Genomic DNA, 12,937 nt, shown 5'->3' on the forward strand with positions numbered 1-12,937 from the left:
AAGGGACTGCTTTTGTCCCGGTGTGACATATTATGTCCCGCTTACAGTAAAAAAAAACAACTCATAAAAATATAATATCGCCAGCTACATTTATAATAGTAACAATACTTTTATAATAAATCAATAAATAAACTGCCTATTTTTTTAGGCAGTTTAGGTAAAACGCTATCATTTTTCTATATTCCTCAAGTACTCTTGGATCGTCTCTTTATGGATAATCCCGTACTCCACTTCGTTTCCATCAATTTCGATAACCGGAATCATGATTTGATATTTTTCGAGAAGTTCATCATCCTTGTAAATATCTACTTCGTGAAGATCTAAAGGGTAATCCTCGCTTAGTTCTTCTATCATTTTTTTCGCTTTTATACAAAGAGAGCAATTTTCCTTTGAATACATGGTTACTTGGATACGATTCAACTTGTCGCACTTCCATTCTACTTGTTATACCGTTTTCGTTTTGTTGAGGACGGTATGTTTAATTGGTCACGGTATTTTGCGATTGTTCGTCTCGATACAAGAATACCATGTTCCTCTTCAAGTATACTGACAATTTCCTGGTCTGACAAAGGCTTTTGTTTATTTTCCACATCAATCATCTGTTTCATTATATTTCTTACTTGTGTTGAGGATGTGTCGACTTCCCCTGTTGTTTGGATATTTCGGCTGAAAAAATATTTCATTTCAAAAATCCCAAATGGCGTTTGCACAAATTTATCCTTAACTGCTCGGCTAACGGTTGATTCATGAATTTCAAGAACATCCGCAACCTCACTCATAATCAGCGGTTTTAAATGAGCCGGTCCCTTTATAAAAAAATCCAGTTGCCGGTTAATAATTTCATTCATCACATTTTTTAATGTCAATTTTCGTTGTTCCAGGCTTCTCATAATCCATTGGCATTGGTCCACTTTTTCCTGAAGATAAGACTTTGTTTGGGAATCCTTCTCCTCTAAAAAATGCTGGTAATATTGGATGTTCAACGAAACCTTCGGAAGGTATGAGTCTTGCATGCTCATTGTGACTGCTCCGTCTTCAACCTGAATATCGAAGTCAGGAACAATGTACTGTGATTCCCCGCCTTGAAAGACAGCACCTGGTCTTGGTTGAAGCGTTTGGATATAGTCAAATACTTGTTGAATATCAAAAAGCTTTACATTTAGTTCTTTCGCGATTTCCTTCCAGGACTTCTCAGCAAATCGTTCAAAATGGTCCTGCACGATGATTTCAGCTAATCCATTTCGGTTCGGGAGTGCCTTCAATTGCAGGCACAAACATTCCTGTAAAGACCTTGCACCTACCCCAATCGGATCTAAACCTTGAATAAAGTAAATCGCATTCTCAACGGTTTCTATATCGACATTCAGATCCTTTGCAATTTCTTCTTCCGGAAAATACAAGTAGCCATTCGTATCAAGCAGCTGGATAATGTACTCAATCGTCCGTTTTCTCGTTTTGCACATTTTTGTATAAGAAAGCTGAGTTAGCAAATGCTCATATAAGGTTGTTTCTTTTTGGCCAATATAATCAATTGGGTTGGTATACGTATCTTTTGTCACCTTCGTTTTTTTAGGTCGTTCAAAATCTGCTGATTTAACTTCAATTAGGGGATTTTCTAATGTTTGCTCTTCTAGAAATTTAGTCAAATCCAAAGTGGAGTATTGTAAAAGTGTGATAGCCTGCGTTAATTCCTTTGTCATGACCAGCTTTAAAGATTGCTGTTGGAAAAGTCCCGTTTGCATATTCACCCAAGGGTTCCCCCTTTCCATTAAATTGTTCACCTGAAAATGGAAGCGGTTACTTTTTGTTCATCATTTTGAAAACCTTGTTCGGCAGAAGTTATATGTTTTATTTTATCTTACTTCTATCGTATCGAAAAAGTTAAATTTTAGCACGCATTTTTATACATTTTTTGAAAGAATCTACCTTAAAGAGGTGATTATTGTTGAAAAAGAATGAAATCATGTACACCGGTCCTATTACTGGAACATTGGACGAAGCAAAAAAGAGTAAAAATAACGAAGAGTTTGCATCGGAGTTTGATCCCATCCAAACGATGTGGGCTGTGAATCCGGTTGACGAAGATGTGTATGATGGAACATTGGGGTATAAGGATAACTAAAGGCAGAAGTGGTATATCGGCAGGGCTGCGGTATACCACTTTTTGTTTGATTGGAATAGAATGGGCGCTAAATGGGGGTATCTTATGGCTATTTGAAGGTTTTTCCAATAGTCTTTTTATATAATGAGCTTATGATATAGGTTTTTCCTTTTCCATCCAATAGTGTAATCATATATGCGGTATATGCCATGGCTTTTTCAAGATTTATCCAATAGTCTTTTTATATAATAGGCTTATGATATAGGTTTTTCCTTTTCCATCCAATAGTGTAATCATATACGTGGTATATGCCATGGCTTTTTCAAGATTTATCCAATAGTCCTTTCATATAATGGGATTATGATATCAGTTTTTCCATTTCTATCCAATAGTGTAATCATATATGCGGTATAGCCATGGCTTTTTCAAGATTTATCCAATAGTCTTTTTATATAATAGGCTTATGATATAGGTTTTTCCATTTCCATCCAATTGTGTAATCATATACGTGGTATTTGCCATGGCTTTTTCAAGATTTATCCAATAGTCTTTTTATATAATAGGCTTATGATATAGGTTTTTCCATTTCCATCCAATTGTGTAATCATATACGTGGTATTTGCCATGGCTTTTTCAAGATTTATCCAATAGTGCTTTCATATAATGGGCTTATTATATAGGTTTTTCCTTTTCCATCCAATAGTGTAATCATATACGTGGTATATGCCATGGCTTTTTCAAGATTTATCCAATAGTGCTTTCATATAATGGGCTTATTATATAGGTTTTTCCTTTTCCATCCAATAGTGTAATCATATACGTGGTATATGCCATGGCTTTTTCAAGATTTATCCAGTAGTGCTTTCATATCCAAGGTTTATGCAATGGCCTTTTCCGCTTTTTTCCTAAAACATGAACAAATTTATCGTCATGGTTCACAGAATATAAGTTTACAATTTCCACATAACTTTGGGCATCAATCATAAAACTTTAGCGCTAACCTAAAATTAAATTCTTGCATTCATATAGGTTGTATCCTATAATGATGAGTGCAGTTTACATATAAACATGCCCTCGTAGTGTAGTGGATAGCACAAGAGATTCCGGTTCTCTTATCGTGGGTTCGAATCCTGCCGAGGGCGCTACATGGAAACCCGTTTCTACCAAAATAGAAACGGGTTTTTTCTATATCGAAAACACTAGAACCGTGCCCCTGTTTCTTCCTGCTCAAAAGATATATGTTTAAATCTCCCCAAATCGGGTAAGATGGATTACGTATGAAATTTTGTTTTTTTCCGTTCCTAAAAAGGTATGGGATAAACGTTTGTAGAATAGTATAAGTTAGTAAAGCGAAATGTTTGACCTTTACTGACCTTAATTGTATGATGTAAATACATATCAAGTTTTTATTTTGATTGAAGGAGGAAGTTAAATGAATTTAATCCCTACAGTTATTGAGCAAACAAACCGTGGAGAGCGCGCCTATGACATCTACTCACGTTTATTAAAAGACCGTATTATCATGCTTGGAAGTGCGATTGACGATAATGTTGCAAACTCAATCGTATCTCAGTTATTGTTTTTAGCAGCTGAGGATCCTGAGAAAGATATATCTTTATACATCAACAGCCCAGGTGGTTCCATTACAGCTGGTATGGCGATCTATGATACTATGCAATTCATCAAGCCAAAAGTTTCTACTATTTGTATCGGCATGGCTGCATCAATGGGTGCTTTCTTACTTGCTGCTGGTGAAAAAGGCAAGCGTTTTGCGCTTCCAAACAGTGAAGTAATGATTCACCAACCACTTGGTGGTGCACAAGGGCAAGCAACTGAAATTGAAATCGCAGCTAAACGTATTCTTTTCCTACGTGAAAAGCTAAACCAAATTTTATCAGAGCGAACTGGCCAACCTTTGGAAGTTCTTCAAAGAGATACAGACCGCGATAACTTTATGACAGCTGAAAGAGCAATGGAATACGGATTAATCGACAAAGTCATGTATCCACAAGACAACGCTAAATAAGACTACAAAAAATCCTCTCACTTTTGTCGTGAGAGGATTTTATTATGCTTCTTTTTGTACAAATTCAGCTAATGCTTCAACTGCAGCTTCTTCATCATGTCCTTCTGCAATTAAGGTAACTGTTGTGCCAGTGCCAACCGCTAAGCTCATTAAGCCCATAATGCTTTTTGCGTTTACCTTTTTTCCATCCTTTTGTAAGAAGATGTCCGCAGAAAATTTATTTGCTTCTTGTACGAACATCGCTGCTGGACGTGCTTGCAATCCCGTTCTTAATACTACCTCAACATGTCTTTCAACCATTTTTCTTCCTCCTCAAATTTGTGTGTAATTCTTAAGTTGTGTCTGTTTTTTTAAAAGTAATTTCCTATTCTTACGTTTATGGAACCCAAAAGGTTTCAAAATGACAGCGCTTTATTTTTGACCTAGTGAGCAGTTCGCTCACTTAATGGATTGCCCTGCTCGAAGCTTGTCGGCAATTTCATCAATTTTTCGAAGGCGATGGTTAATCCCGGATTTACTGATTTGTCCGGATGTGACCATTTCACCTAATTCTTTTAAAGTGACATCCTGGTAGGCAACCCGAAGCTCGGCAATTTCTCTTAACTTATCAGGCAGAATGCCCAGACCGACTGTTTCATCTATATATCGGATATTTTCAACCTGACGAATGGATGCACCAATCGTTTTATTTAAGTTTGCCGTTTCACAGTTTACCAAGCGATTTACAGAATTTCGCATATCACGAACAATACGGACGTCCTCAAACCGAAGTAATGCCTGATGGGCACCGATCACGTTTAGGAATTCCGTAATTTTTTCCGCTTCTTTTAGGTAGGTTATAAAGCCTTTTTTGCGTTCCAATGTTTTTGCGTTGAGATCAAAAACGTTCATTAATTCACAAAGTGAATCGTTATGTTCTTTATATAATGAAAAAACCTCAAGATGGTACGAGGATGTTTCAGGGTTGTTTACTGAGCCTCCTGCTAAAAAAGCCCCGCGTAAATAGGAGCGTTTGCAGCATTTCTTGGCAACTAATTCGGAGGAAATCTCTTGTCTTAATGAGAATCCATCAAAAATCTTTAAATCTTCTAATATATCCTTTGCATCCTCAATCAGTCGAACAAGATACACATTGTTTTTCTTAAGTCTCATTTTTTTTCGAACGAGGAGCTCAACCCCTACATTATAGCATTTTTTCAGCAATGTATAAATTCTTCTCGCGATAGCGGCATTTTCCGTTTGGATGTCGACCACTACTTTTTGGTTGGAGAAGGAAAGTGCGCCATTCATTCGGATCAAAGCGGAAAGCTCGGCTTTTGCGCAGCAATCTTTGATGTCTAGGTTTGTCAGTTCTTTTTTCGTCTCTGATGCAAATGACACAGGTTCCACCCTCCTTTTTTAATATCATAGAGGTGATTATTTCAATCACCCTTTTTTATCTTTTAAAAGCATATCATATAATAGATTTGCCACTTTTGTTGTGTCGTGCCTGATTACGTTGTCGTCGTATGAAATAATTTTATCATTAATGATCGATAAACCTAAAGTAGATAGTCTTTCTAAATCGTAGACAACTGGCTTTGCCAGCTCTTTTGCATATTTTTCCTTGATATGCTCCGGAATATCACCATCATTGACCAGTATTGTATCTATAAACTTTAAGTCCATATGATCATATAAGGCCTGCACATGGTCACTAGCGGTAAAGTTGAGGGTTTCCCCTGCCTGGGTCATCACGTTACAAATATATACTTTTTTCGCATTTGCCTTGATAACCGCTTCGCCAATTTGTGGTACAAGTAAATTTGGCAAAATACTAGTGTATAGGCTGCCGGGTCCAATGACAATCATATCTGCTTGTTGTATTTTTTCAATTGATTCGTTCAATGGCTCTACATCATCCGGTGTTAAAAAAACACGTTTTATTTTCTTACCGGAGTATGGAATTTTGGACTCACCTGTAACTACTGTGCCGTCCTCCATTTCAGCATTTAAAACTACGCTTTTGTTAGCCGCAGGGAGAACTTTCCCTCTAACTTTTAGGACTTTACTCATTTCACCAACTGCGTGAACAAAGTCACCAGTTATCGTTGTCATTGCCGCAAGAATCAGGTTCCCAAGAGAATGACCGGATAAGCCATTTCCACCTGCAAACCGATGCTGGAACAAATCCTCAATTAATGGCTCCACATCTGATAAGGCAGCTAATACATTTCGGATATCACCAGGTGGCGGTATATCCATCTCATTACGAAGACGGCCGGAAGATCCTCCATCGTCCGCAACCGTTACAATTGCTGTAATATCAACGGGCTGATATTTTAACCCTCGTAAAAGTACGGAAAGGCCAGTTCCTCCACCAATGATGACAATCTTAGGCTGTTTTGGATTGGTCATTACTTTCTTTCCTTTCTCCTCTCAATATCGCGGTGAGAAACATGGGTTTGATAATCATCCTTGAAATATTTTGCGATATATTCAGCAAGTGTAACAGATCGGTGCTGTCCGCCTGTACAACCAATTGCAATGACAAGCTGACTCTTTCCTTCACGCTTGTATTGTGGAAGCATAAATGCAAGTAAGTCGGTTACCTTCTCAATAAACTTATGAGTTTCGGTCCATTTTAATACATAGCTTGAAACATCCTCATCAAGTCCTGTCTTCGGTCGCATCGCCTCGATGTAATGTGGATTTGGCAGAAAGCGCACATCAAACACAAGGTCAGCATCAATCGGGATACCATATTTAAATCCAAACGACATCACGTTGACTGTAAAAGTGGGCCGTGATTGGGATGCGAATTGCTTTAATATTTTCTCGCGTAATTCTCTTGGCTTCAAACCAGAGGTATCATAAATATACTGGGCTCTCCCTTTCATCTCTTCAAGGATTTCCCGTTCTGCCTGGATGCCTTCAAGTGGCGAACCAGTTGGAGCAAGCGGATGCGAACGTCTTGTTTCCTTATATCGTGTAACAAGGGTTGTATCCTTTGCATCAAGAAATAAGATTTGCGGCGCAATCCACGAAACTTCTGAAAGCTCATCGAGAGACGAGAATAAGCTATCAAAAAATTCACGGCCCCGCAGGTCCATCACGAGTGCAACCTTATTCATTTTTCCGCCAGATTCCTTCATCAACTCCAGAAACTTGGGAAGTAAGGTTGGGGGTAGATTATCTACGCAAAAATACCCTAAATCCTCAAAGCTTTGAATGGCAACCGTTTTTCCAGCGCCTGACATTCCCGTTATTATCACTAATTGTATTTCATTTGTTGATCCAACACTCATCGTTTTGCCTGCCTCCCTTTCTAACTAGGATCTAATCGGTATGAAAGTAATTGAAAATCTGGTGTATATGTAAATGTTCCATAAATGACCCCGGAACCTTTAAGTACGTAATCCAAAATATGATAATCACCAGGGGCCATTGGCAAATTCGGGATCTCTTTTATATCCTGCCATTTCAGGATTCCCTCTTCAGATTCGTCGACATTTTCTCCTTCGAAGTCATTTGCTAAAAAAGAAAACATCATCCACTCAGAGGTTACCTTATCGCCTTCTTTAATAATAAATGTAAAAATACCTTTAATGTCAGGATTTTTAAGATACAATCCTGTTTCCTCGCGGTATTCACGGATACAGGAGTCACGAATAGATTCACCCGGTTCCATTTTCCCTCCGGGTGCAACCCACCACCCGCGGCGTGGCTTTTGTAAAAGCAATACTTTATTATCTTTGCGTACTACGCAATTTGTTACTCTTTGCACTTTCTTTTCACCCCAAGTCGGTCTTTATATAGGTAGACCGTTGTAAGCAATCTTATTGTTATTATTATACTATTTCTAACAGGTACTCACAACGAACAAGATTTTCATGTTGTTTAAAAGAAATGCGCAAGGCACCCGCCTATCGGCGACAAGCATAAGACGAGCGCTGACAGAAGGTGCACTTTACCTTCCGAAGCGATTGGCTTATGACCTCGAGCCGATGGTGCCTGGAGCTGGACAACGATACCATTAATCTAAAAATGGGCAAAAAAAGGGGGCACAGTGGATATACCCTGTGCCCAAAATAAATCTATTTATAAAAAGGGGGTCAATTACTACTATTATCATACTCAAAATATATTTCACTCGTGTTACAGGAGGGTTAAAACAAAATTACGTTTTTTGTTTTAAATTTACTTTGAAGAAATAAATACTGATGGGACTAGTTTGTTTACTTTTTCTTTGTTCAGAAGCTTGAACTTTTTGCATATATTTTAGTTACAGCCAAATGAACGTAGGAGGAATGGAAATGAACGAAAAATTGATGGTGCGCCAGGAATTGATTGAGCTTGACCAGAAACATTTTTTACATCCGACCTCACCGATCGGGCAACAGCAGGATCTTGGTCCTGCATTTATTTTTACAAAAGGAGAAGGTGTCTTTCTTGAGGATGTAAATGGGAAACGGGTGCTTGACGGCATGTCCTCATTATGGAATGTCAATATTGGACACGGGCGGAGTGAATTGGGACAAGCGGCGATGGAGCAAATGAACAAGCTCGCATTTAGCTCATGCTTTGCAACGTTTAGCAATGAACCTGCAATTCGGCTGGCAGCAAAGATTGCGGAAATTTCACCAGGCACCTTATCAACCACCTTCTTTACCTCCGGTGGTTCAGAAGCAAATGATACGGCCTATAAGTTAGCGCGGCATTACTGGATTTTACGGGGAAGCCCTGAGAAAAAGAAAATCATCTCTCGAAAAAAATCCTATCATGGGGTGGCAATGGGGTCAACGAGCGCAACAGGGTTGAAGCCATTCCGGGATTTTACAAACTCATTAGCACCTGACTTTTATCATACCGATAATTTGTCAGCAGAGGACTTACGAAGAACGATTGAGGATGAGGGACCGGAAACAATTGCTGCATTTATTGCAGAGCCGGTTCAAGGGGCAGGCGGTGTTCATATCGCACCAGATGGCTATTTTCAAGAAGTTCGGGAGATATGCGATGAATACAATATTTTATGGATAACCGATGAAGTGATCACCGGATTTGGACGGACAGGGAAATACTTCGGAGTTGATCATTACGGTGTAGTGCCTGACATGATGTGTTTTGCTAAAGGGGTAACAAGCGGATATGCCCAGCTAGGCGGAGTTGTCCTATCTGAAGCTATTTTTGAAAGTTTAAAAGAGCTTTCTTCCGGTACACTTTTACACGGATATACGTATAGTGGTCATCCGATGGCATGTGCGGTTGCGTTGAAAAATATTGAGATTGTTGAAAATGAAGGATTAATAGAAAATTCAGCGAAAATGGGGGCGAAAATGCTCGCTGGCTTTTCTTGGATTCAGGGTGAATCAAGTCTCGTCAGTCATGTTCGTGCATTGGGGCTCATGGGCGCTGTTGAAATCAATACCCCACAGCATGTAAAAGGACCTCTTGCCCCAAGAATCGTGAATGAGGCTGCAAAAATTGGGCTAATCTGTCGTTCGGTCGTATTTGACGGAATGGACACCCTTGTCTTTGCACCTCCACTTTGTATCAAAAAAGAAGAAGTCGAGCTACTGATTGAAATGCTTCATCACGCGATTTTTAGGGTTGAACGGAGTGTGTAAGTAAAGTCAAAAACCGCCTTTTCAGATAGGCGGTTTTTTCATTCAAGTTATTCACATGTGGATAGGTTTATTGCATTTACTAGAGTGTATTTCTTTCTACCTGCATCATAATTTTAGTAATATACTGTTCCTTTTGATTCTTTACAACTGTATCATAAACATATTCTTCAAAAACATAATCCCCTAAAGCTAAACCTAAGCGTTCCATCTCTGAAAGAAGTTTCTTGTATGTATGATGGATTGTTTTATCTTCTCCAATATGATATCCAATCAGAAAATCACCCTTTACAGCTTGAAAATATGGATATCCTTCCTTTAGATGCGGTTGTTCTATATATAAATAACTATATCTGGAGAATTCTCCTTTTAAGACTTGTTCCCGTTTTATTATTCCACCTATCGGATATCCTGTATCAAGCTGTGACTCATTCAATTCCCCAATAAATTCTGTAATCACCTCTATAAATTCTTCATCGGTAATGTCTTCAATGTTTCTGCTTAAATAGAGGGCTGCTTCTGGTAAGTGCTCGAGTGTGATTTTGGAAAAGTCCAGTTGTGAGGCCTCCTCCATTAAGGCTATTTTAGTTTCAATCAGTTTTTCCTTCATTTCAATTTCCTGGCGTTTTTTCACGATCTCTTCTTTTTTCAGATACATCAAAGTCAAGAAGCTTTCGGGAGATTTATTTTGCGTGTATTGCTGAATATCGTGCAGCGACATATCTAGATCTTTCAATAAATCAATCACATAGAAAAGCTCAATTTGATTGATTGAATAATAACGGTACCCTTTTTCATTTTTAAATATCGGAGACAGCAGACCAATTTGATCGTAATAAATGAGTGTCTGTTTGTTCACTTTACATAGCTTTGCAAATTCACCTGTCGTTAAAAACTTTACATTTTTTTCATTCATTTTTTACATCACCATCCTTGACTATATAGTTACTATATACACTAGGATAATAACAGTAAAGTTTTGATAAGGAGAATATAAAATGAAGTCTTATAAATTGACATTAGGGTTATTATTAATGAATTTATTCATTGCCTTTTTGGGAATTGGTCTTGTCATTCCGGTCTTTCCAACGCTGATGGATGAATTAAATATAAGTGGTACTACGGTTGGTTATCTAACTGCCGCTTTTGCAATCTCCCAATTACTTGTTTCACCAATTGCAGGAAAAGCTGTAGATAAATACGGAAGAAAAATTATGATTGTACTTGGTTTATTTATTTTCGGTTTTTCAGAGTTATTATTTGGGCTTGGCAAGCATATCGAAATATTATTTATTTCACGCCTATTAGGTGGGGTAAGTGCTGCATTCATTATGCCGGGTGTTACTGCTTATATTGCTGATATTACAACTTTGGAAACTCGCCCGAAAGCGCTCGGTTATATGTCAGCTGCAATTAGTACAGGATTTATTATTGGTCCAGGTATCGGTGGATTTCTGGCGGAATTTGGAACCCGTACACCATTCTTCTTTGCTGGTGCACTTGGAACAATAGCTGCCATTCTAACCATTATTTTGATTTCTGAACCTGAGCGTGCAACTGAAAATAATGAACAACCTTCAGAAGATCAAATTGGAGCCAAGCGTATTTTTGCTCCAAAATATTTCATTGCGTTTATATTAATTTTTATTGCCTCGTTTGGTTTGGCTGCGTTTGAATCGTTCTTTAGTTTATTTGTGGATCACAAATTTCAATTTACACCATCCGATATAGCCATTGTGATTACCGGTGGCGCCATTTTCGGTGCCGTATCTCAGGTGCTGCTGTTTGATCGGCTAACCCGAATTTGGGGTGAAATAAAACTGATTCGTTACAGCTTACTTTTATCCGCATTACTTGTCTTTCTAATGACCGTTGTCCATTCGTATTTTTCGATATTACTCGTTACCTTTATTCTATTTGTGGGGTTTGATTTATTCCGACCGGCGGTTACTTCTTATCTTTCAAATATTGCTGGAAATGAACAGGGCTGGGCCGGTGGAATGAACTCTATGTTTACAAGTTTGGCAAATGTGAGTGGACCCATTCTTGGTGGAATGTTATTCGATATAGACCTTAATTATCCCTACTATTTTGCAACAGTTATCCTTGCTCTGGGGATTGTTTTAACTTTATTTTGGAAGCAGCAAGCAAAAACAGTGAATAAGGTTAAGGCTAGTGTAGCTAATTAGCAAAAAAACACCTCCGCCATGGAGGTGTTTTCGTATTTATGCTTTTATTTTTTCCATCAATTCTTCGATATAGCTTTGAGCTGCCTGGGCAGCGATGCTTCCGTCGCCAGTAGCTGTAACGATTTGACGTAGTGTTTTTTCACGGATATCACCTGCTGCAAAAATGCCAGGTACTTTCGTTTCCATTTGTTCATTTGTTTCGATATAACCGTTCTCGTTTGTGATGCCCAGGCTTTCAAATGGTTTTGAAAGTGGGAGCATTCCAACGTATACGAATACACCATCAGCGCCAAACTCTGTTTCCTCACCAGTTTGTGTATTCACAAGAGTTAGGCTACCTACCTTACCATCTTTTTCATGGATTTCCTTCACTGTGTGATTCCAGATGAAGTCCACCTTAGGGTTATCAAATGCACGTTGTTGCAGGATCTTTTGCGCACGTAGCTCGTCACGACGGTGAATAATTGTTACCTTAGAAGCAAAACGAGTTAAGTAGACGCCTTCCTCAACCGCTGAGTCTCCGCCACCTATTACAACGAGCTCTCTATTTTTAAAGAACGCGCCATCACATACAGCACAATAAGAAACCCCACGGCCACCAAGTTCTTTTTCACCTGGTACCCCAATTTTCTTATATTCAGCACCAGTTGAGATGATTACCGCACGAGCTTTATATTCTTTGCTGCCTGCCACAATTGTTTTATATTCTTCACCATCGATTACTTCTTTTATATCACCATATGCATATTCTGCACCGAATTTTTTCGCGTGTTCAAACATTTTTGTGGATAACTCAGGACCTAAAATATGGTCAAAGCCTGGATAGTTTTCCACTTCCTCTGTGTTGGCCATTTGACCCCCGGGGATCCCGCGCTCTAGCATTAATGTAGATAGGTTTGCACGAGAAGTATAGACCGCTGCAGTCATACCTGCTGGTCCAGCACCGATAATAATGACATCATAAATTTTTTCTTCCGTCATTTTTTCGTCTCTCCTTACTTCCATGAGTAGAATT

At 38.6% G+C, this 12,937-nt stretch carries 13 protein-coding genes and 1 tRNA gene; 5 read left to right on the forward strand and 9 right to left on the reverse strand.

The features are described from left to right. Positions 1 to 168: 168 nt before the first annotated feature. Together LKW28_RS03410 and rpoN are read right to left on the reverse strand one after the other, a co-directional pair. Positions 169 to 411: a glutaredoxin family protein gene (locus LKW28_RS03410; RefSeq protein WP_229139052.1), complete on the reverse strand. Its 243-nt coding sequence runs from the start codon at positions 409 to 411 to the stop codon at positions 169 to 171. Between the two features lie 26 nt (positions 412 to 437). Then, positions 438 to 1,742 carry an RNA polymerase factor sigma-54 gene (rpoN, locus tag LKW28_RS03415; protein WP_229139053.1) on the reverse strand — a complete coding sequence of 435 codons (1,305 nt, stop codon included), beginning with the start codon at positions 1,740 to 1,742 and terminating at the stop codon, positions 438 to 440. Positions 1,743 to 1,945: 203 nt separating this feature from the next. Here rpoN and LKW28_RS03420 point away from each other — a divergent pair, with 203 nt between their 5' ends. The 3 genes from LKW28_RS03420 to clpP all read left to right on the forward strand — a co-directional run bounded on the left by LKW28_RS03420 (position 1,946) and on the right by clpP (position 4,127). Then, on the forward strand, positions 1,946 to 2,122 hold the full coding sequence (locus LKW28_RS03420; protein ID WP_229138926.1) for a hypothetical protein: 177 nt from the start codon (positions 1,946 to 1,948) through the stop codon (positions 2,120 to 2,122). Between the two features lie 1,049 nt (positions 2,123 to 3,171). Then, positions 3,172 to 3,243: transfer RNA gene (locus LKW28_RS03425), tRNA-Arg, on the forward strand. A gap of 290 nt (positions 3,244 to 3,533) precedes the next feature. After that, positions 3,534 to 4,127: an ATP-dependent Clp endopeptidase proteolytic subunit ClpP gene (gene clpP / locus LKW28_RS03430; RefSeq protein ID WP_229138927.1), complete on the forward strand. Its 594-nt coding sequence runs from the start codon at positions 3,534 to 3,536 to the stop codon at positions 4,125 to 4,127. Positions 4,128 to 4,169: 42 nt separating this feature from the next. Here clpP and LKW28_RS03435 read toward each other — a convergent pair whose 3' ends face one another. The 5 genes from LKW28_RS03435 to LKW28_RS03455 all read right to left on the reverse strand — a co-directional run bounded on the left by LKW28_RS03435 (position 4,170) and on the right by LKW28_RS03455 (position 7,893). Beyond that, the gene (locus tag LKW28_RS03435) at positions 4,170 to 4,427 is read right to left on the reverse strand and encodes an HPr family phosphocarrier protein (protein ID WP_229138928.1); all 258 of its coding nucleotides are present in this window, start codon (positions 4,425 to 4,427) and stop codon (positions 4,170 to 4,172) included. A gap of 138 nt (positions 4,428 to 4,565) precedes the next feature. Next, positions 4,566 to 5,507 carry a DNA-binding protein WhiA gene (gene whiA / locus LKW28_RS03440; protein WP_229138929.1) on the reverse strand — a complete coding sequence of 314 codons (942 nt, stop codon included), beginning with the start codon at positions 5,505 to 5,507 and terminating at the stop codon, positions 4,566 to 4,568. A 45-nt stretch (positions 5,508 to 5,552) separates the two neighbouring features. Continuing rightward, positions 5,553 to 6,524 carry a gluconeogenesis factor YvcK family protein gene (locus tag LKW28_RS03445; RefSeq protein ID WP_229138930.1) on the reverse strand — a complete coding sequence of 324 codons (972 nt, stop codon included), beginning with the start codon at positions 6,522 to 6,524 and terminating at the stop codon, positions 5,553 to 5,555. Continuing rightward, positions 6,524 to 7,414, reverse strand: coding sequence for an RNase adapter RapZ (gene rapZ, locus LKW28_RS03450; RefSeq protein WP_229138931.1), 891 nt, complete (start codon positions 7,412 to 7,414; stop codon positions 6,524 to 6,526). Before rapZ ends, LKW28_RS03445 begins: the two co-directional genes overlap by 1 nt. 20 nt (positions 7,415 to 7,434) lie before the next feature. Continuing rightward, positions 7,435 to 7,893 (reverse strand): NUDIX hydrolase, encoded by a 459-nt coding sequence (locus LKW28_RS03455; protein WP_229138932.1) that lies wholly within the window; start codon positions 7,891 to 7,893, stop codon positions 7,435 to 7,437. Positions 7,894 to 8,422: 529 nt separating this feature from the next. Between LKW28_RS03455 and LKW28_RS03460 the strand changes: the two genes are divergently transcribed. Further along, complete coding sequence (locus LKW28_RS03460; protein ID WP_229138933.1) at positions 8,423 to 9,736, forward strand: aspartate aminotransferase family protein; 1,314 nt, start codon at positions 8,423 to 8,425, stop codon at positions 9,734 to 9,736. 79 nt (positions 9,737 to 9,815) lie between these two features. Here LKW28_RS03460 and LKW28_RS03465 read toward each other — a convergent pair whose 3' ends face one another. Further along, a complete protein-coding gene (locus LKW28_RS03465) occupies positions 9,816 to 10,649 on the reverse strand; it encodes a MerR family transcriptional regulator (RefSeq protein ID WP_229138934.1) in 834 nt (277 codons plus the stop codon). Between the two features lie 82 nt (positions 10,650 to 10,731). On the opposite strand from LKW28_RS03465, the gene norA reads away from it, so the two are divergent. Then, complete coding sequence (gene norA, locus LKW28_RS03470; protein WP_229138935.1) at positions 10,732 to 11,922, forward strand: multidrug efflux MFS transporter NorA; 1,191 nt, start codon at positions 10,732 to 10,734, stop codon at positions 11,920 to 11,922. Positions 11,923 to 11,958: 36 nt separating this feature from the next. Here norA and trxB read toward each other — a convergent pair whose 3' ends face one another. Then, positions 11,959 to 12,903, reverse strand: coding sequence for a thioredoxin-disulfide reductase (gene trxB / locus LKW28_RS03475; RefSeq protein WP_229138936.1), 945 nt, complete (start codon positions 12,901 to 12,903; stop codon positions 11,959 to 11,961). Positions 12,904 to 12,937: the final 34 nt, after the last annotated feature.

Source organism: Bacillus sp. REN16 (assembly GCF_020731355.1).
In the GTDB taxonomy this organism is placed as follows: Bacteria; Bacillota; Bacilli; order Bacillales; family Bacillaceae_L; genus Ferdinandcohnia.

What these genes read in the sequence shown, in the direction of transcription:
- rpoN (WP_229139053.1), bottom strand. Translation starts at nt 1,742, where the DNA reads ATGCAAACGGGACTTTTCCAACAGCAATCTTTAAAGCTGGTCATGACA.
- clpP (WP_229138927.1), top strand. Translation starts at nt 3,534, where the DNA reads ATGAATTTAATCCCTACAGTTATTGAGCAAACAAACCGTGGAGAGCGC.
- LKW28_RS03435 (WP_229138928.1), bottom strand. Translation starts at nt 4,427, where the DNA reads ATGGTTGAAAGACATGTTGAGGTAGTATTAAGAACGGGATTGCAAGCA.
- LKW28_RS03445 (WP_229138930.1), bottom strand. Translation starts at nt 6,524, where the DNA reads ATGACCAATCCAAAACAGCCTAAGATTGTCATCATTGGTGGAGGAACT.
- rapZ (WP_229138931.1), bottom strand. Translation starts at nt 7,414, where the DNA reads ATGAGTGTTGGATCAACAAATGAAATACAATTAGTGATAATAACGGGA.
- LKW28_RS03460 (WP_229138933.1), top strand. Translation starts at nt 8,423, where the DNA reads ATGAACGAAAAATTGATGGTGCGCCAGGAATTGATTGAGCTTGACCAG.
- LKW28_RS03465 (WP_229138934.1), bottom strand. Translation starts at nt 10,649, where the DNA reads ATGAATGAAAAAAATGTAAAGTTTTTAACGACAGGTGAATTTGCAAAG.
- norA (WP_229138935.1), top strand. Translation starts at nt 10,732, where the DNA reads ATGAAGTCTTATAAATTGACATTAGGGTTATTATTAATGAATTTATTC.
- trxB (WP_229138936.1), bottom strand. Translation starts at nt 12,903, where the DNA reads ATGACGGAAGAAAAAATTTATGATGTCATTATTATCGGTGCTGGACCA.